The sequence below is a fragment of the Micromonospora sp. U21 genome (assembly GCF_018070045.1).
In the GTDB taxonomy this organism is placed as follows: Bacteria; Actinomycetota; Actinomycetes; order Mycobacteriales; family Micromonosporaceae; genus Micromonospora.
In genome coordinates this window covers 34,105-57,604 of the sequence record NZ_JAGPYK010000007.1, presented here as the reverse complement: position 1 = coordinate 57,604, position 23,500 = coordinate 34,105, and the positions used below count along the sequence as shown (strand labels likewise).

The following is a 23,500-nucleotide window of genomic DNA, read 5'->3' as shown; positions in this document are numbered from 1 at the left end:
TCAGACCCGCTGCTCCCGCAGGTCGCTGACCTCGGCGGCCGGCGCCCAGCCCTGGTAGACGCCGAAGTCGAACACCTCCAGCCGCATCGCCTCGGCCACCGGCCAGCGGCCACCGGTGTACTCCACACGCAGCCAGGCGTCGTGCTCGCCGAGCACGATGAACGGCTGCCCCTGCCAGGTGCAGGTGGTCCGCACGTACGCCAGGTCCTCGATCTCGCTCGCCGGTAGCACCCGCACGTACCGCCCGGTGCGGACCTCCTCGAAGCCCTCACCCGGCTCCGGCTGGTACAGCCGGATGTCATCGCCGTCCGGGCTGGCCTGGTATTCCCGACTCTGCCAACGGGCCACGTAGCCGTCCCGCATCACGCCTCACCGACCCGTCGCCACAGCAGCGCGTCCGTGTCGAGCACCGCGACCACCCGCTCGGTGCCGTCCGCGCCGATCCGCCAGAGTTGCGCGCCGTACGGCAGTCGCGCGCTGTCCACCTTGAACTCCGCCACCACGTCGCTGCTCTCGCCCGGCGCGAAGCCGTTGCCCCGGAACGGCGGGCGCTCGATGACCCAGCCCTCCATCGCCCGCATCGCCGGCTCGTTCTGACCCCCGTAGGGAATCCGGTAGAGGCTCGGCCGGTGCGCCGGCCAGCGCAGCACGTAGATCTCCTCGGCGTCGCGGGCGAACGGCGAACCCGGGTAGCTGAGACCCAGCGCGTCGTACAACTGAGCCGGCGTGGTCAGGTGCGCCAGCTCGCCGGCCCGGTGCACGAAGCCGGACACCCGGTCGTACCCCCGATCCAGGTAGTACGCGAGCTGGCTGGGCGCGATCGCCTTCTGCATCACGGTCGGTCGGGCCGGGTCGACCGCCGCCGGGGCGTACCGGGGGCGGGCAGCGGGCTCCGCCACGACCGGCGGTTCCTCCGGGTCGACCTCCAGGTCGTCGCCGAGCCCCACCTCCGCGGCCCAGTTGGCCAGCGCGACGATCTGCTCGCCGGGCAGCTTTGCACCGACCGGCGTGCCCGGGTTGACGGCGAACGACCAGTCCTCGTCCGGCCAGCGCCGGATCAGTTGGGCGAACTTCACCCGGACGATGTCGACATCGCCCTCGGCGTGGTCGGCGAGCCGCTCCGGCGAGGTGTAGACCACCACGTAAGTCTCGCCATCCAACTGCTCGGTACGCCAGACGAAACCCGGATCGCCCGGGCGGCTGCCGCGCACCGAGTCCGGTGTCGCCGGCAGCAGCACCCGGGCCAGCAGCAGGGTGGACAGGAACGTGTCCGTGCTGCCCGCGCCCGCAGCGCCGAGCAGGTCCTCCTCGACCGTGTTGGCGGGCAGGAACTCGACCGGCGCCGGACCCTCGGCGGGACCGTGCTGCCCGTCGCCGGCCGGGACCGCGCGGTCCACCATGTCGTCGAAGTCGGGCCGCGCCGGCTCGGCACCGCTGTCCGCCCGAGGCGGTTGGCTGCCGACGTCCGGGCCGACCTGCTCGCCGCTGACGTCACCGCCGGCCCGGCCCGCGCCGTTCACGCCGACCGGTGGACCGCCGAGGTCCGCGCGATCTCCCCCGTCCGGGCGGACACCGACCAGGTCGTCGGCGCGCACACCACCCAGCGCGGCGTCCACCGGACCACCGCCGACCGGACCGGCCTCCGCCGGGCCGAACGGACGCGCGCCGGAGGGCGAAGGGCCGAACGGTGGCGGGCCGGAAGACGGTGGGCCGAACGACGGCGGGGCGGCGGGCTCCGGGTCGAAAGACGGTGGACCGAACGACGACGGCGCGGCGGACTGCCGGCCCGACCGTCCGGCCGCGTCGGCCACGCTGCTCGCCTCGGCCGGCTCGGTGAGGTCCCGGGACTCGATGATGGTGCCCTCGATGACGATGGGCGTGAAGCCGCGGCGCGGCGCGGGCGGGCCGGAGACCGGTTCCGCGATGGACGCGGGCAGCTCCTCCACCGGGTCGAACCGGCCCGGATCGCCGGGCCGGCCGCGCGGGATCGCCTGGGTCTCGTCCGCGGCGGGATCGGACCGCCCGGCCCGGGTCAGCGGTGGCTCGCCAGTGGCCCGACCGGGCGACCGGAAGGCGCGGGTGGGCTCGTCGGCAAGCGGGGCCGGCCGGCGCGGCGGCAGGGGCTGGGTGGGCTCGTCGTCCGGCGCCGGTGCTCGTACTCCTCTGGACGCGCCCAGGTCACCGGCCGGCGGCCGCAGCGGCCGGGTGGCGTCCGGATCCGGCATCGGAAAGGCCGTGGTCGCGCCATCGCCGGCCGGTGCGTCGGCGGGACGGCGGCGCGGAAAGGGCTGGCTGCCCCGCCCGAACCGGGACGGCGGCGCCGCGCGGTCGCCAGGTCGGACCCCACCAGAGGCCGGGCCGGCCGGCCGGTCCCTCTCGGACGCAGGTTCGAAGAAGGAGCGCCGGCCGCCCTGGGCGCTGCCGTTGCCGACGGCCGGGCCGTCGGCGTCCGGCCGAATCCCAGGCGGCCGAACCGCGCCGGGAGCCGGCTGGTCGGCCGGGGCGACACCCGGGTGGTCGGCGGGTTTCAACGGCGCGAACCGGGACGCGGCGGGCCGGCTCGTGGTGGGTACGGACTCGGCACCCGGGCCGCCGGGTCGGGGCGGTCCGGTCGGGTACCGCTGACCGGCGGCGGGCATGTCCTCTCCGCCGGAACGCCGCGACAGCTCACCCGGGCCGGGCATCCGGGGCGACGTGCCGGGCGCCGTCGGAGCGCCCGTCCGCGGCACCGCGCCCCGCGTCGGTGCGGGCCGCCCGGGCGGGGTCGCCACCGGGTCGGACCCGGACGACGTGGACCCCGTGGAGGTCGAGGCATCGCGGCCGGTCACACCTGTCCTGGACCGGGCAAGGGTCTCCGCGCGCTCCAGCCGGGCGCGGGCACCCATCGCACGGCCGGGCAGCCGGACGTCACCCCGGGACAGTTGGGCGACGAACCAGGCCGGCAGGTATCCCTCGACGGGCAGCCCCGGGTTGACCGCGAGCCACCACTCGTGGTTGGGCCAGCCGACCGCGAGGTCGGTGAACGGAATGCGCCGGTTGCTGCCGGAATGCTCGCCGAGGCAGGTCCGCAGCGCGGCAGCGGAGGTGAAGGCAAGCACGTGGGTCCGGCCGCCGGTGGTCCAGGTGCCCCAGCCGGGGGGTGCCTGACCGGACGGTGCTGGCGCGGAGACCGGCAACAGCAGATCGGTGCGGGACAGAAGCCGGAAGTACAGCTCCTGGTCGTTGGCGCGCAGCGCGTCCCGCATCGCCACCTCGGCCTCCGTGGCCGGCTCCCATTCGGTCACGGCCACCTCTCCTTCCGAGAACAGGCCACAGGTATCGCGTACAACCTACAAGGTGGTATCAAGATCACAATGGCTGGCCGTCGGCGGTCCGCCGGGGCGCCGGTGAGGCGATAACATCCCGTCCCGGAGCCGACACCATACGGAGGCCGTCGATGTCCCGGTCGATTGCGCGCCCGGTCCTGGCTGGGCTGGCGGCCACCCTGCTGACCGGCGCGCCGGTCCCGGCCGGCACCGCCGATGCCGCGCTCCGGGTGGCTCCGGCCTGCGCGACCGCACTCGCCCCCGTGCGGCCGGTCCCGGCCCTGCCCTGGCCGCAGCAGCGGTACGACCCCGCGCGGCTCGCGCCGCTGGCCACCGGCGCCGGGATGACGGTGGCGGTGGTCGACTCCGGGGTCGACCGGGCGCACCCCCAACTGGCCGGGCGGGTGCTGGCCGGCACCGACCTCCTCGACCCGGGCGGGGACGGGCGCAGGGACTGCGCCGGTCACGGCACCGGCGTGGCGAGCATCATCGCGGCAGCACCCCGACCCGGCGTCGCCTTTCACGGCCTGGCACCGGGCGCCCGGATTCTGCCGGTGCGGGTGAGTGAGCAGCAGGTGGTGCAGGGGCGGGAGTCGGGGCGTACGGTCAGTGCCCGTGAGTTCGCCCGGGCCATCCGCTGGGCCGTGGACCACGACGCCGACGTGGTGAACCTCTCCGTGGTGCTGTACGCCGACGACCCGGAGGTCCGCTCCGCCGTGCGGTACGGCGTCGACCGGGACGTGGTGCTGGTGGCCGCCGCCGGCAACCTGCACGACAGCGGGAACCCGCGCCCGTTCCCCGCCGCGTACGACGGGGTGCTCGGCGTGGGTGCGATCGGGGCGGACGGCGGGCGGGCGGCCTTTTCGCAGACCGGCCCCTATGTCGACCTGGTGGCACCGGGCAGCGAGGTGCTGACCGCCGCGCCTGGTCAGGGCCACCACCGGGTCGAGGGCACCAGCTACGCGGCCCCGTTCGTGGCCGCCACCGCGGCGCTGCTGCGCCAGTACCGGCCCGAGCTGACCGCCGCCCAGGTGGCGGAGCGGATCGTCGCCACCACCGATCCGGCGCCCGGTGCGGGCGGCGGGTACGGGGCCGGCGTGCTGAACCCGTACCGGGCGGTCACCGAGACCGGTGGCGGGCGACCGGCCGGCCCCGCGGCTGTCGCCCGGCTCGCCGACGACCGGGCCGATCCGGCGCTGGTCGCGCGCCAGGCCCGCCGGGCGACGGCCCGGGACCGGGCCCTGCTGGTCGGCGCGGTGATCGGCATGACGGCGGTCACGGTGGTGCTGCTCGCCCTGGTGCTGCCCCGAGCCGCCCGCCGGCGCTGGCGGCCGGCCGACCCGGCCTGACCCCGGCACCCGGCCGCGCCGCTCCCCGATCGGGCACGGCCGGGGCGCCGACCCGGACACGGTCAGCGCTCCCGGCCCACCTCGGGCGACCGACACTTCTGAACACGCCCTACATCACTGGAACAGCCCGGTGTTCTTCTTCTCGGTGTCCAGATAGTCGGTGGCGGAGTCGTTCACCGCCAGCTTGATGTCGCGCAGCATCGCCTGGAGGTCCTGCGAGGCGGACCGCCACCGCGCCTGGCGCTGCTCATACGCCTGCCGGGCCTCGCCCGTCCAGCTCGCCACCAAGGGCGCGGCGTCCCGTTCGAGTTGGCCGAGCTGCGAGTCGAGCGTGTTCAGCGCCTTCTGGATGTCCGCGCCGGCCTGCTGAAGCGCGGCGAAGTTGACGACCAGCACACCGTGGTCCATCGGATCTCCCTTTCGACCGGGGGTCAGAGCGGCAGCTGGATGCCGCCGCGGTTGGTGCCGGCCACCCGGCTGGCCGACTCGTCGTCCGAGACGTCGTACTGCCGACCGGCGGTGCGGATCGCCCCGGCGGTCTCCCGCAGCGCCCGGTGCAGCGCTGCCTGGTCCTGTGACCACTGCTGCTTGACCTGCTCGAACGACCGCCCGCCGGCGCCGCGCCAGGCCTGCTGCAACACCTCCAACTCGGCCAACAGGCCGGTCAGCATGGACTGCAACGACTGGTCCACCTGCTCGAACTTCGCGGCGCTCTGCTGCATCACCGCGGCTTCTGCCTGGGTCTGGGACACCCGGACGTCACCTCGTCTCCTCGGTCGTGACTGGCCGTCGACGCGCCCACCCTGAGGGCGCGCTGCTCGCGTGGCCCGGGTCGTTGAGCACGGTGAACGCGGGTCAGCGAAGAACTTCGTGGCTGACGGTAGCGGCCCGGTAGCGGTTCTGCTACCCCTTGCATCTCACCTGTGGACAACCACGACGGACATCGGTCGCTTACGATGTGCCGCAGCCACGTCGCGGCGCGTGACGGGCCGCGGATGCGGCCGACCGCCCGGCACGGTCCCACACTGCTCGAGGAGGCGCGGTGCCGGCGACAACCACCGGAGGGCCGCAGCCGGCGACCCCGGTCGGGCCCGGGCCAGGCGTCGTCACGCCGGCGACCGGGCCAGGCGTTGCGCCGCGGGCGATCGTGCACGGCGCGCCCGCCGACCCCGGTCCCGGGTTCTCCGAGCGGGGCGCCCCCGACCGCCTGGCACCGGTCGCCCGCAGGGCCTCCCTCGGTCGGCGTGGGGGCACCGGGGTGCGCGCCGGTCAGCTGGTCACCGGGCAGGTCGCGGTGGCGATCGTCCTCGCCGCCCTGGGCCGGGGCACGCCGGTCATGCTCGCGGCCCTCCTGGCGGCGGTGCTGCTGGTGGCGATCGCCTGGGCCCGGGTCCGGGGCCGGTGGCTCTTCGAGTGGCTGGGCACCGCCGCCGGGCACCTGACCCGCCGCCGCGCGCTGCCCGGGCCGGCCGGCCCGGCCGAGCTGCTCGACCTGGTCGCCCCCGGCACCGTGGTCCGCTCGACGGAACTCTCCGGCGGGCCGGCCGCGGTGCTCGAGGACACCGACGGCATGGTGGCGCTGTTGGAGCTCGGCGATCCCGGCGACCTGCTCGGCGACGCGCCCCGGGCCGTCCCCGGGCCGGCCGCGCTGCTGCCGCCGGTCGGGCCGGACGTGCCGCCGTTGCGGATCCAGCTACTGCTCGCCGGGACCCCGGCGCCGGTGCCCGCGGCGGGCGGCACGGTCGGCACGTCGTACCGGCAGCTCACCGACGGGCGGCTCGCCGGGCGGGAGCGGGCGGTGCTCGCGGTCCGTGTGCTGCGGGTGGACGGCTGGTCGGAGGAGGACCTGCGCCGGGTGCTCGGCGGCACACTACGCCGGATCGTCCGCCGGCTCGGGCCGCTGACCGCCCGGCCGCTCGGTGTGCCGGCGGCACTGCGCGTCCTGGGCGAACTGGCCCACCACGACGGCCATCCTCTCCGGGAGTCCTGGCCGGTGCTCCGGTCCGGCACTCTGGTCCAGGCCACCTTCCGGCTGATCCACTGGCCGGGCGCCGAGGGTGCGGGCGCGCGCCGGCTGGTGCCACGGCTGCTCGCGCTGCCGGCGACCGCGACGACGGTGTCACTCTGCGCGGGCCCGCCGCCGGTCAGCGGCGCGACCGAGGTGCCGACCGAGCTGACCGTACGCCTGGCCGCCGGAACGACGGAGGAGCTGACCGCGGCCGCCGAGGCGCTGGACCGGCTGGTCACCGGCCTGGGTGGGGAGCTGAGCCGGCTCGACGGCGCGCACCTGGCCGGGCTGGCCGGCACGCTGCCGCTGGCGCTCACGACCCCCGGGGCGCAGTCGCGGCCGGCGCTGGACGACTGGGAGCTGACCCTGGGCGAGGCGGGGATGATGGTCGGCACGAACCGGCACGGTGGAGCCGTCACCGTCCGGCTGTTCCGGCCGGAGAGCACCCGGGTTCTGCTGGTCGGCGGGGTGCGTGCCGCCCAGTTGCTGGCACTGCGCGCGATGGCGCTGGGCGCTCTGGTGGTTGTCCAGACCGGACGCCCCCGCGCGTGGGAGCCGTTCGTGCGGGGTGTGGGGGCGCCGGGTGGGACGATCCCGCTGATTCCGCCGGGGCGTCCGGTCGCCGAGAGGGTGGGCACGGCGCTGCGGCCGTTGCTGTTGGTGGTCGACGCCGGGCCGGTGCCGGCCGACGCCGAGCCGGGTCCGCCCTGGCGGGCCACCCTGGTGGTCCGGGACGAGCTGACCCCGGCGGACGTGGACGCGCTGACCCGGGCCGACCTGGCGGTGCTGCAACCGCTGGACGCCACCGAGGCCGCGCTGGCCGGCGCCGCGCTCGGGCTGGGCGGCTCGGCCGAGTGGTTGACGCGGATCCGGGACGACATGGTGGCCGTGGTGAACCGACGGGCGCTGCGCTGGGCGCTGCTCTCCCCCACACCGATCGAGGCGCAGCTCATCGGACGACCCGCGCGGGGCTGAACCGTTCCGATCGTCAGTCGGCGGGTTACGCCGGTGCCCGGTCCGTGGCACGATCCCCGCCATGGGTTTTCTGAAAGGGCTGCTGATTCGGCTGGCCACCACGGCGCTGGCCTTCTGGCTGGCCACACTCCTCATTCCGGGCATCACTCTGGAGTCGACCTCCACCGTCGAGACGGTCACCACGCTGCTCCTGGTAGCGGCGATCTTCGGTGTGGTCAACGCGGTGCTCCAGCCGATCATCAAGACCGTCGGTTGTGGCTTCTACCTCCTGACCCTGGGTCTCATCGCGTTGGTGGTGAACGGGCTGCTGTTCCTGCTCACCAGCTGGATCGCCGACCAGGCCGGGCTGCCGTTCTCCGTGGACGGCTTCTGGCCTGCCGCCGTGCTGGGCGCGCTCTTCGTGAGCATCGTGACCTGGGTCCTCGGCGCCATCCTCGACCGGGACTGACCGGCGACCGACCAGGATCGACCCGGACCGCCCGGGCCCCGGCCGAGGCCGGAGCCCGGGCGGTCCGGTGACCAGAGTCCGGGAATTGGCCGGCGCGGGGGCCGGTCCTGACGGCTAGCGTCGCGGGGTGTTCTCGCTGACCCGCTCCGACGGCCATCTGCTCAGCACCGATCCCGCCCGGCTCGATCTGGACCGGGTGCACCGGTGGCTGTCCACCGACGCGTACTGGGCACTGGGCCGGGACCGGCAGACGGTCGTCCGGGCGTTCGCCGGCTCTCTGCCGTTCGGCGTCTACCGACCCGGGGACGGCCGCCAGGTCGCGGTGGCCCGGGCCGTTACCGACGGCGCCACCTTCGCCTGGCTCTGCGACGTGTACGTGGACCGGGCCGCCCGGGGTCACGGGCTGGGCGGCTGGCTCGCCGGCGCCGTCCGCGACCACCTGGCCGGGTTGGGCGTACGCCGGATCCTGCTGGCCACCAACGACGCGCACCAGGTGTACGCACGGGTCGGCTTCACGCCCCTGGACGACCCCACACGGTGGATGCAGCTCGACCGGCGGCCACCGGTGACGCCGGTCACCCCGGTTCCAGGAAAGGAACAAAGCGGGGTTTGACCCCTTACGGTGGAGCCGTGACGCCACTCCGTCTGGGATACCTCTACGGCCTCGGCGCGTACCTGCTCTGGGGCTTCTTCCCGCTCTACCTCAAGCTGCTGCGACCGGCCGGTCCGCTGGAGATTCTCGCCCACCGGATCGTCTGGTCGGTGGCCTTCGTGGCCCTGCTGCTGGCCGCGCTGCGCAACGTCGGCTTCCTGCGGGCGTTGCTGCGCCGGCCCTGGGCGGTGGCCGGGATCGTCGCCGCCGCCGCCCTTATCGCGATCAACTGGGGCACCTACATCTACGGGGTCAACTCGGACCGGGTGGTGGAGACCGCTCTCGGCTACTTCATCAACCCGCTGGTGGTGGTGCTGCTCGGGGTGACGGTGCTGCGGGAACGGCTGCGCCCGGCGCAGTGGGTGGCGCTGGGCATCGGGGCGTCGGCGGTCGCGGTGCTCACCGTGGACTACGGCCGGCTGCCCTGGCTGGCCCTGACCCTGGCGTTCAGCTTCGCCGGCTACGGGCTGGTCAAGAAGCGGCTCGGGCTGCCCGCCGCGGAAGGGCTCTTCGTCGAGTCGGCGGTGCTGGCGCTGCCCGCACTGGGCTACCTGGCCTGGCTGACCCGGCGCGCCGAGTCGACCTTCGGGCACGTCTCAGCCGGGCACACCGCGCTGCTGGTGCTGGCCGGCGCGGCCACCGCGATCCCGCTGCTGCTCTTCGCCGGGGCCGCCAACCGGCTGCCGCTGAGCAGCCTCGGCATGATCCAGTACCTGGCGCCGATCCTCCAGCTCGGCTGCGGTGTGCTGATCTTCCACGAGCCGATGCCACCGGCCCGCCTCGCCGGCTTCGCGCTCGTCTGGCTCGCCCTCGTCGTCTTCACCGCCGACGCCGTCCGCCAGTCCCACCGCACCCGTACCCGCGCACGCGCCGCCGCCTCCCGCACTCCCGTCCCCGCCCCGTGACCCGGGGTCAGGGAACGGCGTAGGACAGGACCGGGGTGCCGTCGGCGCGTTGAAGTTCGACGCTGACCAGCTCGGCGTCGGTGAACCGGGTGGCGCCGGTGAACTGGAGGGCGTCGCCCGGCGCGGCCAGCCAGGAGCCGATCTGCTCGGTGGCGCCGTCGGGGCCACGCGCCACCAACCGGAAGGTGTACGCCTTGCCGTAGCCGGTCCGCGGGTCGTACCCGCAGCGCATGGTCACCTCGGTGCCCCAGTCGGTGCCGGTCAGCCCGATCTCGGCGTGCACCGGCCCGGCGGCGGCCACCGGCCGCATCGCGACCATCGACACCTGCGGCCCGGGGGTCCCCGGGGAGCCCGGGACGCCCGGGGTGCCGCGCAGCACCGTCACGGTGCCCACGCCGACCACCAGCGCCAACGCGGCGGCGACCAGCCCGGTCAGCGCGTACCGCCGGCGGGTGGCCCACCGCTCGCGCCGCCGGCGGGCCCTGGCCTCCTCGAGCAGCGCGGGCACCCGGGGCGCGGTCGGCGGCGGCAGGAACTGCTCCAGACCCGCCGGGTCGAGGCGACCGAGCAGCCCGGGCAGGACGGCGATCTCGGCAACCGCGTCCCGGCAGGAGGCGCAGCCGGCGAGGTGCCGCTCGTAGGCAGCCCGCTCCGCGGGGGCCAGGGCACCCAGCACGTACGCGCCATCGTCGTGCGCGAACTCGCACCGGGTCATCCCGTCACTCCCATCTCAGCCAGGACCAACCGTAGTGACCGCAGCGCGTAGTGGGTGCGGGACTTCACGGTGCCCGGTGGCACGCCCAGCCGGGACGCCGCCTCGGCCACCGACCGTCCCTGGTAGAAGCACTCGACCAGCACCTCGCGGTGTGTCTGGCTGAGCCGGTTCAGCGCCTCGGCGACGGTCCACGCCTCCACGGCGCGTTCGGCCTCGTCGACCACCTCCGGCGGTTCGGGCATCTCGTCGGTGAACACCTCACCGACCCGGGTGGACCGCCGCCGCCAGGCGTCGATGGCGAGGTTGCGGGCGGTGGTGAAGAGCCAGGCCCGCACCGAGCCGCGTCGCGGATCGAGTGACTCCGGGTGCCGCCAGGCCCTCAGCAGCGTCTCCTGCACCAGGTCCTCAGCCCGCTGCCGGTCCCCGTTGACCAGCCGGAGGGCGTGTGCGTACAGCGCCTCCGCGTGCTCGTCGTGCAGCGCGCGCAGCAGTTGGGCGTCGTGGTCGCTGATGGCGGTCTCCTCGCTTCCGGCGCGCGTCCGGCGGTGCGTCCGCTCGTGAATACGTGCGGTCACGCCGATCGGTTCAGCCCGAGGTCAGACCGGTTGGGCGCGGCCGGCGCCCAGAGAGGTGTTCACGCCTGGTTCACATCGCGGCCGACGACCGCTCACCGCGTCCTCCTAGCGTCCGGCAGGTACGCCCGGCCAACGACTGATCCCGCGTGCCACCGACCCTTCCCAGGAGGCTCCTCCATGAGCGACCGTCCCCGGCTGCTCCCGCTGTTGGGCGCCACCCGCCACGGCAGCCGTGACACCATGACCTGTCTCTACCGCTGCGGAAACGCCTGTGACCACCCGGTCCCGAACACCTCCGACAACGCGTACTTCGGAGACGTGGTGAACGCCGAGGTCTCACGGCGCGGCGTGGTCCGGGCCGGCGCCGTCGGCGCGCTGGTCCTCGGCTTCGGCGGCGCGGCGGCCGGCGCGTTGGCCGGCGCGGCGCCGGCCATGGCCGCACCCACCGTCCCGGACGTCCCGGAGGCGTTCGGTTTCGGACGTCCCAGCACCGGCGTCGGCAGCGGGGCCCTGACCTTCAAGCCGATCCCGCCCAACAAGCTGGACACCCTGGTCGTGCCGAACGGGTACGACCACGCCGTGGTCATCAAGTGGGGTGACCCGGTGGTGCCGGGCGCGCCCGAGTTCAACGTGCACCAGCAGACCGCCGCGGCGCAGTCCAGGCAGTTCGGATACAACAACGACTTCGTGGGCGTGCTGCCGCTGGACAAGCGGGGCAACCGTGCGCTGCTCGTGGTCAACCACGAGTACACCAACGAGGACCTGATGTTCCCGGGCTTCCCCGGCCTGGACGGGCTCTCGGTCGAGCAGCTGCGCACCGCGATGGCCGCGCACGGCATGTCCGTGGTGGAGATCGAGCGGGTCGCCGGCACCGGGCAGTGGACGCCGGTCGACAACGGTCGGCGGCCGTACAACCGCCGGGTCACCGCGCTGAGCACCAAGTTCGACCTGACCGGCCCGGCCGCCGGCTCGGCCTGGCTGAAGACCGGCGCAGACCCCAGGGGCCGTACGGTGGTCGGCACGCTGAACAACTGCGCTGGCGGCGTGACCCCGTGGGGAACGGTGCTCTCCGGCGAGGAGAACTTCAACCAGTACTTCGTCGGCGCCGACGGAGCGCCGGCGGAGCTGAAGCCGAAGCTGGACCGCTACGGCATCAGCACGGCGTCCCGCTACCCCAGCGGCAGCCGCAGGTGGGAGCGCGCCGACGAGCGCTTCGACCTGGCCAGGCACCCCAACGAGGCGCACCGGTTCGGCTGGATCGTCGAGATCGACCCGTTCGATCCGGAGAGCCGCCCGCGCAAGCACACCGCGATGGGCCGGTTCAAGCACGAGGGCGCGAACGTGATCGTGGCCAAGGACGGCCACGTCGTCGCGTACATGGGCGACGACGAGCGGTTCGACTACCTGTACAAGTTCGTCTCGGACAACAAGTTCATGAAGGGCAACTCCTGGGCCGCCCGCAAGCACAACCTGACGTTGTTGGAGTCCGGCACCCTGTACGTGGCGAAGCTGGACCAGACCAGCGCGGAAGAGATCGACGGCTCGGGCAAGCTTCCCGCCGACGGCGCGTTCAACGGCCGGGGCCGCTGGATCAAGCTGGTCAGCGGCAACCGTTCGTTCGTCGACGGGATGACCGCCGCGGACGTGCTCACCTTCACCCGGCTCGCCGGCGACAAGGTCGGCGCGACCAAGATGGACCGCCCCGAGGATGTCGAGCCGAGCCTGCTCACCGGCAAGGTGTACGTGGCGCTGACGAACAACACCAACCGGGGCGTCGGCAGCAGCCCGAAGGCCGACGAGGCCAACCCGCGGAACGCCAACAAGCACGGCCAGATCCTGGAGCTGGTCGAGGATCGCGGCGACAACACCGCCGAGACGTTCGCCTGGTCGCTGCCGATCGTCTGCGGCGACCCGACCGACCCGTCGACCTTCTTCGCCGGGTACGACAAGACCAGGGTCTCCCCGATCTCCTGCCCCGACAACGTCGCCTTCGACGCCACCGGGAACCTGTGGATCTCCACGGACGGCAACGCGCTGGGCAGCAACGACGGCCTCTTCGCCACCGCCGTGGAGGGCCCGGAGCGTGGTCACCTCAAGCAGTTCCTGACCGTACCGCTCGGCGCGGAGACCTGCGGCCCGTTCATCACCGGCGACAACCGCTCGGTCTTCGTCGCCGTGCAGCACCCGGGTGAGATCACCGGAGCCTCGGTGGAGAACCCCGCTTCCAACTGGCCGGACGGCGACTACGCCAAGCCGGGCGTGGTGGTCACCTGGCGCCTGGACGGCGGCCCGGTGGGCAGCTGACGTTGCTCCGGCGGTCCGGCGCTGGACCGCCGCGATAGGCCCTCTCCCAGCCTGGGAGAGGGCCTCTCCGCGTCCGCGTCAGTGGTCGGTGGCGATGCCGTCGGCGACGGCGCGGGCCACCGTGAGCAGCTTGGCCCGGACTACCCGGGCCGAGGTCATCATCTCGCTGGCCGGCAGCGCACAGGCGAGCACGACCCGGCGTTCCATATCCTTGTCCGGCGTGACCAGCACCGACGCACAGGCCACCCCCTGGCGGAACTGACCCAGCTCCAACTGCATCCCGCGTCGGTCGCCGGCGGCCAGGTCGGCCTCGAACGTCTCGACGCTGGTCAATGTCGCGGTGGTGAACGGGCGCATGCCGTACTCCCGCAGGTAGCGGAAGCGTTGTTCGGCGGTGAGGGTGGCGAGCAGGGACTTGCCGAGGGCGGTCGCGTGCGCCCCCTCGTCGAAGCCGGGAACCAGGTCCTCCAGGTAGGGCGACCGGGGCCCCTCGGCGACCGCCGTGATGGCGACCTGGCCGCCGACGAAGCGCCCCAGGTAGTGGCTGTAGCCGGTGTCCGCGGCGGCCCGCCGCAGCGTCTCACCGACCGCCGGCGGCCCCCGGAAGGCGGTCACCAGCTCCCGGTAGCGGTCGGCCACCTCCAACCCCACGATGTACGTGCCGTCCTCCCGACGGATCACGTAGCCCTCGTAGGCCAGGGTGCGGACCAGGTGGTACGTGGTGGCCACGGTCAGCTCGCACCGCCGGGCGATCTGCTTGACCGTCAGGCCCTTCGGGGCGCGACCGACCGACTCCAGCACCCGCAGCGCTCGGGACACGCTGCGGATCAGATCCGAAGGTTCTGCCAAGGGGTCGCGCACAACCACCTCCGCCGCCGGGGACTTACACCATATGAAAAACAGGCCGGGTGCGAAATGCCTGTTCGGGTCGAGGATGCCAGATCACCATCCACGCGTTGTGCACCGACGGTCACCGGGAGTGGTCCGGGCGCGACTCGCGTAGGTTTGCCGGACGATGACCGACACCGCCCTCACCTCCGCCCCGGACGCCGCCCGCGCCCGCCCGATCCGGGCCAGCGCCGGCGCTGTCCTCACGACCGTGGCCTGCGTGCTGCCCGTCTTCCTGCTCGGTGGCCTCGCCGTGCAGATGGGCGCGGACCTCGGGTTCTCCCCGGCCGGCCTGGGCCTGGCCGTGGCCGTCTACTTCGGGGTCAGCGCGCTGGCCTCGGTGCCCTCCGGCCGTCTGGTCGAGCGGTACGGGCCGACCGTGGTGGCCCGCTGCGGCATCGTGCTGGCCGCCGGGTCGATGCTTGCCGTGGCGGTGCTCGCCCGGTCGTACCCGGTGCTGGTCGGGCTGCTGGCGCTCAGCGCCACCGCGAACGCCCTCGGGCAATTGGCCAGCAACGCCGCGCTGGCGCAGCACGTCCCGACCCGTCGGCAGGGGCTGTCGTTCGGCGTCAAGCAGGCAGCCATCCCGGTCTCCACCCTGCTGGCCGGGGCGGCGGTGCCCACCATCGCGCTCACCGCCGGCTGGCGCTGGGCGTTCGTGGTCGCCGCCGGTGCGGCCCTGACGACGCTGCCCGCCGTACCCCGGCAGCTGGCTGGCCGCGCCCGGCGGGCCGGCGCCACGCGTGCCGGCCGGGCCACGGTGGCGCTGGTGGTGGTCGGTGTGGCGGCGACACTGGCCGCGGCCGCAGCCAACGCGCTGGGCACCTTCCTGGTGGACTCGGCGGCCGCCCGGGGGCTCTCACCGGGCGTCGCCGGTCTCACGCTGACCCTGGGCAGCGCCGTCTGCGTGGCGGCCCGGGTAGGTGCCGGCTGGCTGGCCGACCGCCGCACCGGCGGTCACGTCGCGCTCATCGCCGCGATGCTGGTGGTCGGCGCCGGCGGGTTGGGCCTGCTCGCGCTGACCGGCGTGGTGCCGCTGGTGGCCGGCGTGGTGCTCGGCTTCGGCCTGGGCTGGGCCTGGCCCGGCCTGATGAACTTCGCGGTGGTCCGGCTCCACCCGCAGGCCCCGGCCGCCGCCACCTCGATCACCCAGACCGGGGTGTACGCGGGCGGCTGCCTCGGCCCACTGAGCCTCGGTCCGCTCGCCGCCCACCTCGGCTACCCGACGATGTGGACCACGGCGGCGGTGTCCATGCTGCTCGCCGCCGCTCTGATGCTCGTCGGCAGCCGCCTGCTGACCCGCACCGCCGCCGGGGCCGGTCGAGCCGGAGATCAGCTGGTGCGGTCGGCGATGTAGTCGCAGAGCGACTCGAGGGCCCGGCGGGACGGGCCGGCCGGCAGTGGGGCCAGGCGCGCGCGAGCGTCCTCGGCGTAGCTGCGCACGGTCTCTCGGGCACGCTTGAGCGCCGGGCTCTCCCGGAGCAGCCCCAGCGCCTCGGCGTGCAGCGCGTCGTCGGTCAGCGGGCCGGTCGCCAGGATCTCCCGTAGCCGCAGCGAGGACGCGTCGAAGTCGTCCGCCGCGCGGGCGTAGAGCACCGGCAGTGTGGGGACGCCCTCGCGCAGGTCCGTGCCGGGCGTCTTGCCCGACTGCATCGACTCGGAGGCGATGTCCAGCAGGTCGTCGGAGAGCTGGAAGGCGACGCCGATCGTCTCACCGTACCCGGCCAGCGCCTCGATGTGCTCGGTGGAGGCGCCACCGAACATGCCGCCGAACCGGGCCGACGTGGCGATCAGGGAGCCCGTCTTCTCGGCGATCACGTGCAGGTAGTGCGCGACCGGGTCGTCGCCGGCGCGCGGCCCGACGGTCTCCGCGATCTGGCCGTGCACCAGCCGGGCGAAGGTCCGCGCCTGTAACCGGACCGCCTCCGGGCCCAGGTCGGCCGCGATGTCCGCGGCCCGGGCGAAGAGGTAGTCACCGACCAGGATGGCCACCGAGTTGGTCCAGCGGGAGTTCGCGCTCGGTGCGCCCCGCCGCACGGCCGCCTCGTCCATCACGTCGTCGTGGTACAGCGTGGCCAGGTGGGTGAGCTCCATCACCACCGCCGCCGGGACCACCCGTGGGCTGGTGGGGTCACCGAACTGGGCGCCCAGCGCCACCAGCAGCGGCCGGAACCGCTTCCCGCCGGCCTCGACGAGGTGCCGGGCGGCCTCGGTGACGAAGGGATCGGCGCTGGCCACACTGGCGCGCAGCTCCACCTCGACCCCGTCCAGCAGGCCCAGCACGGACGCCTCGACGCGTGGATCGGCGAGATGGAGGCCGAGCGCGCCGAACTGACTCGTGCTCGCCCGACCCCGCCGACCGCCGGAGCCGGTGGCACCTGAACGCTCGCCAGCCGGAATCACCACGCATCAACCATGCCACACCCGTTCTACCTGCTCCGGGCCGGGGATACGCACCGGGGGCCGGCACGCGAACGCGTATCGGCCCCCGGTTGCCGAGGCTCTGGTCATCGCACGAAGTCGGCGGCTCCGGTCGCCAGGTCGAGCAGCGGCGCCGGGGCGATGCCCAGCACCAGGGTGGCCAGCACGCCGATCATCAGCGCGGCGGAGGTGAGGCCGCCGGGCACGGTGACGGTCGGCGTGGACTCGCCCGGCTCGGACAGCCACATCATCACCACGACCCGCAGGTACGGGAAGGCCAGCACCATGCTGGTCAGCACACCGGCGATCACCAGCCAGGCCTGGCCGTCGTCCAACGCCGCTCCGAAGACCGCGAACTTGCTCATGAAGCCGCTGGTCAGCGGGATGCCGGCGAAGGCGAGCAGGATGAACGTGAACAGCCCGGCGAAGAACGGCGAGCGCCGGCCCAGCCCGGCCCAGCGGGACAGGTGGGTGGCCTCCCCGTCGTCGTCCCGCACGAGGGTCACCACCGCAAACGCGGCCAGCACCGAGAAGCCGTACGCGACCAGGTAGAACATGGTGCCGGCGAGCCCCTCCCGGCTCGGCGCCAGCACGCCGACCAGCAGGTAGCCCGCGTTGGCGATCGAGGAGTACGCGAGCAGCCGCTTGATGTCGGTCTGGGTGACCGCGAGCACCGCGCCGACCAGCATGGTCAGCACCGCCACCGCGCCGAGCACCGGAGTGAAGTCCCAGGCGGCACCGGCGAACGCGACGTGGAAGACGCGCAGCAGCGCGCCGAACGCGGCGACCTTGGTGCAGGCGGCCATGAAGCCGGTGACCGGGGTCGGCGCGCCCTGGTAGACGTCCGGCGTCCACACGTGGAACGGGGCCGCCGCGGCCTTGAAGAGCAGGCCGATGGCGAGCAGCGCCATGCCGGCGAAGAGCAGCACCGGGCTGGCCGGCGACTCGGTCACCGCCGCGTTGATGGTGGCGAAGTCGACCCCGGCCACACGGCCCGGGATGCCGGCGGTGAATCCGTAGATGAGGGCCACGCCGAACAGGAAGAACGCCGAGGCGTACGCGCCGAGCAGGAAGTACTTCATCGCCGCCTCCTGGCTCAGCAGCCGCCGGCGGCGAGCCAGCGCGCAGAGCAGGTACAGCGGCAGCGAGAAGACCTCGAGCGCGATGAACATCGTCAGCAGGTCGTTCGCCGCCACGAAGATCAGCATGCCGCCGATCGCGAACGTGGTGAGCGGGTAGACCTCGGTGAGGCCGTTGCGCCCCTCGGCCTGCCGCCGGTCGTCGGCCGACTCGGCGGTCACCGCCGCCTGGGCGACGAACGCTCCGCCGCGCTCCACCGAGCGGTCACCGATCAGCAGCAGCGCCATCGCGGCCAGCACCAGGATCGCGCCCTGGAGGAAGAGCGTCGGCCCGTCCACCGCGAGGGCCTGCCCGGCGGTGATGATCCGGTCGTCGGCGTTGAGGACCACCATGGTCAGCGCGGCGAGGACGGCCAGCAGGGCCAGCGTCAGCTGCACGACGTGCCGCAGGCGCCGGGGGACGAAGGCCTCGACCAGCACGCCGAGCAGGGCGACGCCCAGCATGATCATGATCGGGGCGAGCGCCGCGTAGTTGAGCGACGGCAGTTTCAACTCGGTCACTGGGCCGACCTTTCGTTCACGACTGCGGGGCTCGCAAGCTCACTCCTCGCGTTCACCGGCGCGCCTCCTGGACGGTGCCGCCCACGGACGGCGCGGGGTCGGTCCTGCCGATGTCGTCCATGGTCGCCTGGACGGCGGGGTTGATCACGTCAGTGACCGGCTTGGGGTAGAAGCCGAGCAGCACGATCAGCGCGATCAGCGGGGCGACCACGACCTTCTCGCGCAGGTTGAGGTCCCGGCGCATGCCGTCGACCTCGGTCAGCGCCGGGTTGAGCGTGCCCTGGGTGGTGCGCTGCACCATCCACAGCACGTACGCGGCGGCCAGGATGATGCCGAGCGTGGCGATGACCGCGACCGGCTTGTTCACCGTGAAGGTGCCGATCAGCACCAGGAACTCGGAGATGAACGGCGCGGTGCCGGGCAGCGCGAGCGAGGCGAGACCGGCGAAGAAGAGCACCCCGGCGAGCACCGGGACCAGCTTGCCGGCACCGCCGAAGTCACTGATCAGGGCCGAGCCGCGCCGGGTGATCAGCATGCCCACCACCAGGAAGAGCAGGCCGGTGGCCAGACCGTGGTTGAGCATGTAGAGCACCGCGCCGGTGCCGGCCTGGGTGGTGAAGGCGAAGATGCCCACCCCGATGAAGCCGAAGTGCGCGATCGAGGTGTACGACACCAGCCGCTTCAGATCGTTCTGGCCGACCGCCAGCAGCGCGGCGTAGACGATGCCGATCACGCCCAGCGCCAGCGCCCACGGCGCGAACCACTTCGACGCCTCGGGGAACAGCGGCAGGCAGTAGCGCAGGATGCCGAACGTGCCGACCTTGTCCAGCACTCCGACCAGCAGCGCCGCGGCGCCCGCCGGGGCGGCGCCACCGGCGTCCGGCAGCCAGGTGTGGAACGGGAAGAACGGCGCCTTGATGGCGAACGCGAGGAAGAAGCCGAGGAACAGCCACCGCTCGGTGCCGGTGCTGATGTCGACCTGCGACAGCGCCTGCCAGTCGAAGGTCTTCCCGCCGACCACCCACAGCCCGATCACCGCGGCCAGCATGAACAGACCGCCGACGAGCGAGTAGAGGAAGAACTTCACCGCCGCGTACTGCCGCTGGTGGCCGCCGTAGCTGCCGATCAGGAAGTACATCGGCACCAGCATGACCTCGAAGAACACGTAGAACAGGAAGACGTCGGCGGCGGCGAAGACGCCGATCATCGTGCACTCGAGGACCAGCAGCAGCGCGAAGTAGACCGGCACCGACCGCTTCGACGACTCCGCGTCGTGCCAGGATGCCAGGATCACCAGCGGAACCAGCACCGCGATCAGCATCAGCATCACCAGCGCGATGCCGTCGGCGGCGAAGGTGAAGCTGACGCCCCAGTTCGGGATCCACGAGTACGACTCGCGGAACTGGAACCGGTCACCGCCGACGTTGAAGCTGACCCACATCACCACCGAGAGCACCAGCACCAGCAGCGACCAGGCGAACGCCACCTGCTTGGCCAGCTCCGGCCGGTGGCGCGGCAGGAACGCCACCACCAGGGCGCCGACCAGCGGCGCCACGGTGAGCACCGAGAGGAACGGGAAGTTGGACATTATGCGGCCTTACCTCCGTCGTCACTGCGTGGTCCGCCGGCGGGGGCGGCCGGAAAGAGGTCGATCACGCCAACCACCCGGCCTGCACCGCCAGGAACGCCGCCATCACCAGCAGCGCACCGGCCAGGATCGAGGTGGCGTACGAGCGGACGAAGCCGGTCTGCAGCCGCCGGAGCCGGCCCGAGCCGCCGCCGACCGCGGCGGCGAGCCCGTTGACCAACCCGTCGACGCCCCGGTTGTCGAGGAAGACCAGCGCCCGGGTGAGGAAGATGCCGGGCTTCTCGAAGACCGCCTCGTTCACCGCGTCGGTGTAGAGGTTGCGCCGGGCGGCGGTGACCAGCACCCCGGCCGGCTGCGGCGCGGTGGCCGTACCGGCCCGGAACAGGAACCAGGCCAGCCCGGCGCCGAGCACGGTGACCAGCAGCGAGAGCACGGTGATCACGGCGTGCGAGAGGACCGCCTCGTGCGCCTCCTCGTGGGCGCCCAGCCCGGCGGTCGCCGTCAGCCAGTCCGGCACCGACGTCGCGAGCAGGAAGCCGGCGCCGACCGAGCCGACCGCCAGCAGGACCAGCGGGATGGTCATCAGTGCCGGCGACTCGTGCGGCTGCTCGATGTCCTCGGTCCACCGCTTCGGGCCGTGGAAGGTGAGCACGAAGAGCCGGGTCATGTAGAACGCGGTCAGCCCGGCGCCGAGCAGCGCCGCCCCGCCGAAGAGCCAGGCGGTCCAGTCCGCCCGCTCGAAGGCGGCCACGATGATCGGCTCCTTGGAGAAGAAGCCGGAGAACGGGAACATGCCGATGATGGCCAGCCAGCCCATCATGAAGGTCAACCACGTGATCTTCATGTACTTCGACAGCCCGCCGAAGCGCCGGATGTCCACCTGGTCCTTCATCCCGTGCATGACCGAGCCGGCGCCCAGGAACATGTTGGCCTTGAAGAAGCCGTGCGCCAGCAGGTGCACGATGGCCAGCGCGTACGCGCCGCCACCCAGGCCGACGCCGAGGAACATGTAGCCGATCTGGCTCACCGTCGACCAGGCGAGCACCCGCTTGATGTCGTCCTTGGCCGCGCCGATGATGCAGCCGATCAGCAGGGTGAGCGCGCCGACGCTGACCACCACGAGCTGGAGCGTCGAGTTGGCGGAGAAGATCGGGTTGGACCGCGCGATCAGGTAGACGCCCGCGGTGACCATGGTGGCGGCGTGGATGAGGGCCGACACCGGGGTGGGGCCCTCCATCGCGTCCGGCAGCCACGCCTGCAGCGGGAACTGGCCGGACTTGCCGGTCGCGCCGAGCAGCAGCAGCAGGCCGAGCACCAGCACGGTCGGGCCGGCCAGCGCGCCGACGCCGTTGAACACCTCGTCGTACTGGGTGGTGCCCAGGGTGGCGAACATGATGAAGATGCCGATGGCCAGGCCGGCGTCGCCGACCCGGTTCATCAGGAACGCCTTCTTACCTGCGGTGGCAGCGCTCGGCCGCTCGTACCAGAAGGAGATCAGCAGGTACGACGCCAGACCGACGCCCTCCCAGCCGAAGTAGAGCATCACGTAGTTGTTGCCGAGCACCAGCAGCAGCATGGCCGCGACGAACAGGTTGAAGTACGCGAAGAAGCGGCGGCGGCCCGCGTCGTGCGCCATGTACTCCACGGCGTACAGGTGGATCAGGAAGCCCACGCCGGTGATCAGGAGCACGAAGACCGCGGCCAGCGGGTCGAACAGCAGGCCGAAGTCGACGCGCAGATCACCGACCGCGATGAAGTCCCAGAGGCTCAGCTCGACCGACTTGTTCTCCAGGCCGCGCAGCTGGAAGAAGAAGGCCAGGCCGAGCACGAACGCGGCACCGATGGCGGCGACGCCCAACCAGTGCCCCCAGCGGTCGGCCCGCCGGCCGAGCAGCAGCAGGATGGCCGCGCTGACCAGCGGGATCGCCACCAGCAGCCAGACGCTGCCGAGCAAGCCCGTGGCACCGGCGTACTGCACAGTCTCTTCCACTTGCTTGCCCCTTAGTACTTGAGCAGGTTGGCGTCGTCGACGCTCGCGGAGCGTCGAGTCCGGAAGATCGACATGATGATCGCGAGACCGACCACGACCTCAGCCGCCGCCACCACCATCACGAAGAACGCCATGATCTGACCGTTCAGGTCACCGTTGATCCGGCTGAAGGTGACCAGCGTCAGGTTGGCCGCGTTGAGCATCAGCTCCACGCACATGAACAGCACGATCGCGTTGCGCCGAACGAGCACCCCGCCGGCGCCGATGGTGAACAGCACCGCGGCGAGAACCAGGTAGTAGTTCGGTTCGACCGAGAAGAACCCGTCCATTACTTGTCCGTCCCCTTCAGCGAAGTCTCCTCGGCGGTCAGCTCGCGCTGCGGAAGGATCGCCGGGGTGCTGTGGTCGGTCAGGCGGCCGTCGGGCAGCCGGGCCGGCGTGGCCACCGAGGAAGAGGTCGCGAAGACGCCGGGGCCCGGCTTGGGGCCGGGGTAGTTGCCCGGAGCGAAGCGCGCCCGCATGGTCGCCGGCTGGTCCATCTTGTCCTGCTTACGCCGCTCGACGTGCGCCAGCACCATGGCACCGACCGCCGCGGTGATCAGCAGCGCCGAGGTCAGCTCGAACGCGAAGACGTACTTGGTGAACAGCAGCCGGGCGATGCCTTGGACGTTCCCCTCCGCGTTGGCCTGCTCCAGGCCGACCGCGGTGGTCTTTTCCATCGCCTGGTAGAGGCCGGTGCCGATCAGGCCGGCGAAGCCCAGCCCGAGAACGATCGCGGCGACCCGCTGGCCGCGCAGCGTCTCGATCAGTGAGTCCGAGGCGTCCCGGCCGACCAGCATCAGCACGAACAGGAAGAGCATCATGATCGCGCCGGTGTAGACGATGATCTGCACCATGCCGATGAACGGACCGGCCTGGAGCACGTAGAACACGCCCAGGCAGAGCATGGTCAGCACCAGCCAGAGCGCCGAGTGCACAGCGTTGCGCGCCGCCACCATGCCGATCGCTCCGATCAGCGCCAGCGGGGCGAGGATCCAGAAGGTGACCGCCTCGCCGCCGGGCACCGAACCCGCCGCGGCGAGCACCGTGTCCGTGGTCATGCTCCGTCTCCCTTACCCGCGCCGGCTCGCTGGGCCGCCTGCTCGGCGCCCGGGAACGTCACGCCGGGGTGCTCCTCGACGTGGTAGCGGCCGGGGCCCATCGGGGACTTCTCCGCACCCGCGGAGGTGCCCGGGTTGTCCAACGCGCCCACGTAGTAGTCCTTCTCGCTGTCGCCCAGACGCATCGGGTGCGGCGGCTGCTCCATGCCTTCGAGCAGCGGTGCGAGCAGCTGCTCCTTGGTGAAGATCAGATCCTGCCGGTTGTCCCGGGCCAGCTCGTACTCGTTGCTCATGGTGAGCGACCGGGTCGGGCAGGCCTCGATGCACAACCCGCAGAAGATGCACCGGGCGTAGTTGATCTGGTAGACGCTGGCGTACCGCTCGCCCGGCGAGAAGCGCTGGTCGTCGGTGTTGTCGCCACCCTCGACGAAGATCGCGTCCGCCGGGCAGGCCCACGCGCACAGCTCGCAGCCGATGCACTTCTCCAGCCCGTCCGGGTGCCGGTTGAGGATGTGCCGCCCGTGGTAGCGCGGCGCCGACACCGGCGGCTTGAACGGGTAGTCGGTGGTGACGACCTTCCTGAACATGTGCGAGAAGGTGACCCCGAAGCCCTTGAACGTTCCGGTGATCGTGCCCAC

Annotated in this window: 21 protein-coding genes; 7 read left to right on the top strand and 14 right to left on the bottom strand. The window is 72.7% G+C overall.

The genetic code is table 11. The features are described 5' to 3' along the window. Together KBX63_RS11575 and KBX63_RS11570 are read right to left on the bottom strand one after the other, a co-directional pair. Complete coding sequence (locus KBX63_RS11575) at nucleotides 1–366, bottom strand: hypothetical protein (RefSeq protein ID WP_210911015.1); 366 nt, start codon at nucleotides 364–366, stop codon at nucleotides 1–3. Continuing rightward, a complete protein-coding gene (locus tag KBX63_RS11570) occupies nucleotides 363–3,284 on the bottom strand; it encodes an SseB family protein (protein WP_210911014.1) in 2,922 nt (973 codons plus the stop codon). The genes KBX63_RS11575 and KBX63_RS11570 overlap by 4 nt, the downstream gene beginning before the upstream one ends. A 152-nt stretch (nucleotides 3,285–3,436) precedes the next feature. On the opposite strand from KBX63_RS11570, the gene mycP reads away from it, so the two are divergent. Continuing rightward, nucleotides 3,437–4,654 carry a type VII secretion-associated serine protease mycosin gene (gene mycP, locus KBX63_RS11565; protein WP_210911013.1) on the top strand — a complete coding sequence of 406 codons (1,218 nt, stop codon included), beginning with the start codon at nucleotides 3,437–3,439 and terminating at the stop codon, nucleotides 4,652–4,654. A 114-nt stretch (nucleotides 4,655–4,768) separates the two neighbouring features. Here mycP and KBX63_RS11560 read toward each other — a convergent pair whose 3' ends face one another. Together KBX63_RS11560 and KBX63_RS11555 are read right to left on the bottom strand one after the other, a co-directional pair. Further along, the gene (locus KBX63_RS11560; RefSeq protein ID WP_210911012.1) at nucleotides 4,769–5,062 is read right to left on the bottom strand and encodes a WXG100 family type VII secretion target; all 294 of its coding nucleotides are present in this window, start codon (nucleotides 5,060–5,062) and stop codon (nucleotides 4,769–4,771) included. A 23-nt stretch (nucleotides 5,063–5,085) separates the two neighbouring features. Next, nucleotides 5,086–5,406, bottom strand: a complete 321-nt coding sequence (locus KBX63_RS11555; RefSeq protein WP_210911011.1) for a WXG100 family type VII secretion target — start codon at nucleotides 5,404–5,406, stop codon at nucleotides 5,086–5,088. A gap of 290 nt (nucleotides 5,407–5,696) precedes the next feature. Between KBX63_RS11555 and eccE the strand changes: the two genes are divergently transcribed. From eccE to rarD, 4 genes are all read left to right on the top strand, one after another. Continuing rightward, nucleotides 5,697–7,637, top strand: coding sequence for a type VII secretion protein EccE (gene eccE, locus KBX63_RS11550; protein WP_210911010.1), 1,941 nt, complete (start codon nucleotides 5,697–5,699; stop codon nucleotides 7,635–7,637). Nucleotides 7,638–7,698: 61 nt separating this feature from the next. Continuing rightward, nucleotides 7,699–8,085, top strand: a complete 387-nt coding sequence (locus tag KBX63_RS11545) for a phage holin family protein (protein ID WP_089018084.1) — start codon at nucleotides 7,699–7,701, stop codon at nucleotides 8,083–8,085. Between the two features lie 127 nt (nucleotides 8,086–8,212). Next, a complete protein-coding gene (locus KBX63_RS11540) occupies nucleotides 8,213–8,698 on the top strand; it encodes a GNAT family N-acetyltransferase (protein ID WP_210911009.1) in 486 nt (161 codons plus the stop codon). Nucleotides 8,699–8,715: 17 nt separating this feature from the next. After that, a complete protein-coding gene (gene rarD, locus KBX63_RS11535; RefSeq protein ID WP_210911008.1) occupies nucleotides 8,716–9,642 on the top strand; it encodes an EamA family transporter RarD in 927 nt (308 codons plus the stop codon). A 7-nt stretch (nucleotides 9,643–9,649) separates the two neighbouring features. Here the strand turns inward: rarD and KBX63_RS11530 are convergent, their stop codons facing one another. Both KBX63_RS11530 and KBX63_RS11525 read right to left on the bottom strand, forming a co-directional pair. Further along, nucleotides 9,650–10,357, bottom strand: coding sequence for an anti-sigma factor (locus KBX63_RS11530; protein WP_210911007.1), 708 nt, complete (start codon nucleotides 10,355–10,357; stop codon nucleotides 9,650–9,652). Continuing rightward, entirely contained in the window at nucleotides 10,354–10,869 is a 516-nt protein-coding gene (locus tag KBX63_RS11525; RefSeq protein WP_210911229.1) for a sigma-70 family RNA polymerase sigma factor, read from the bottom strand. The genes KBX63_RS11530 and KBX63_RS11525 overlap by 4 nt, the downstream gene beginning before the upstream one ends. A 240-nt stretch (nucleotides 10,870–11,109) precedes the next feature. Between KBX63_RS11525 and KBX63_RS11520 the strand changes: the two genes are divergently transcribed. Further along, nucleotides 11,110–13,236, top strand: a complete 2,127-nt coding sequence (locus tag KBX63_RS11520; protein WP_210911006.1) for a PhoX family phosphatase — start codon at nucleotides 11,110–11,112, stop codon at nucleotides 13,234–13,236. 78 nt (nucleotides 13,237–13,314) lie between these two features. Here KBX63_RS11520 and KBX63_RS11515 read toward each other — a convergent pair whose 3' ends face one another. Further along, on the bottom strand, nucleotides 13,315–14,097 hold the full coding sequence (locus KBX63_RS11515) for an IclR family transcriptional regulator (protein WP_210911005.1): 783 nt from the start codon (nucleotides 14,095–14,097) through the stop codon (nucleotides 13,315–13,317). 154 nt (nucleotides 14,098–14,251) lie between these two features. On the opposite strand from KBX63_RS11515, the gene KBX63_RS11510 reads away from it, so the two are divergent. Next, nucleotides 14,252–15,481, top strand: coding sequence for an MFS transporter (locus KBX63_RS11510; protein WP_210911004.1), 1,230 nt, complete (start codon nucleotides 14,252–14,254; stop codon nucleotides 15,479–15,481). Here KBX63_RS11510 and KBX63_RS11505 read toward each other — a convergent pair. From KBX63_RS11505 to nuoI, 7 genes are all read right to left on the bottom strand, one after another. After that, the gene (locus KBX63_RS11505; RefSeq protein ID WP_210911003.1) at nucleotides 15,457–16,530 is read right to left on the bottom strand and encodes a polyprenyl synthetase family protein; all 1,074 of its coding nucleotides are present in this window, start codon (nucleotides 16,528–16,530) and stop codon (nucleotides 15,457–15,459) included. The genes KBX63_RS11510 and KBX63_RS11505 overlap by 25 nt on opposite strands. 101 nt (nucleotides 16,531–16,631) lie before the next feature. Next, a complete protein-coding gene (gene nuoN / locus KBX63_RS11500; protein ID WP_210911002.1) occupies nucleotides 16,632–18,185 on the bottom strand; it encodes an NADH-quinone oxidoreductase subunit NuoN in 1,554 nt (517 codons plus the stop codon). A 52-nt stretch (nucleotides 18,186–18,237) separates the two neighbouring features. Then, on the bottom strand, nucleotides 18,238–19,773 hold the full coding sequence (locus KBX63_RS11495; protein WP_210911001.1) for an NADH-quinone oxidoreductase subunit M: 1,536 nt from the start codon (nucleotides 19,771–19,773) through the stop codon (nucleotides 18,238–18,240). A 64-nt stretch (nucleotides 19,774–19,837) separates the two neighbouring features. Further along, nucleotides 19,838–21,763, bottom strand: coding sequence for an NADH-quinone oxidoreductase subunit L (gene nuoL, locus KBX63_RS11490; RefSeq protein ID WP_210911000.1), 1,926 nt, complete (start codon nucleotides 21,761–21,763; stop codon nucleotides 19,838–19,840). Nucleotides 21,764–21,774: 11 nt separating this feature from the next. Beyond that, nucleotides 21,775–22,092 (bottom strand): NADH-quinone oxidoreductase subunit NuoK, encoded by a 318-nt coding sequence (gene nuoK / locus KBX63_RS11485; protein WP_210910999.1) that lies wholly within the window; start codon nucleotides 22,090–22,092, stop codon nucleotides 21,775–21,777. Then, nucleotides 22,092–22,862 carry an NADH-quinone oxidoreductase subunit J gene (locus KBX63_RS11480; protein WP_210910998.1) on the bottom strand — a complete coding sequence of 257 codons (771 nt, stop codon included), beginning with the start codon at nucleotides 22,860–22,862 and terminating at the stop codon, nucleotides 22,092–22,094. The genes nuoK and KBX63_RS11480 overlap by 1 nt, the downstream gene beginning before the upstream one ends. Beyond that, nucleotides 22,859–23,500, bottom strand: coding sequence for an NADH-quinone oxidoreductase subunit NuoI (nuoI, locus tag KBX63_RS11475; protein ID WP_210910997.1), 642 nt, complete (start codon nucleotides 23,498–23,500; stop codon nucleotides 22,859–22,861). Before nuoI ends, KBX63_RS11480 begins: the two co-directional genes overlap by 4 nt.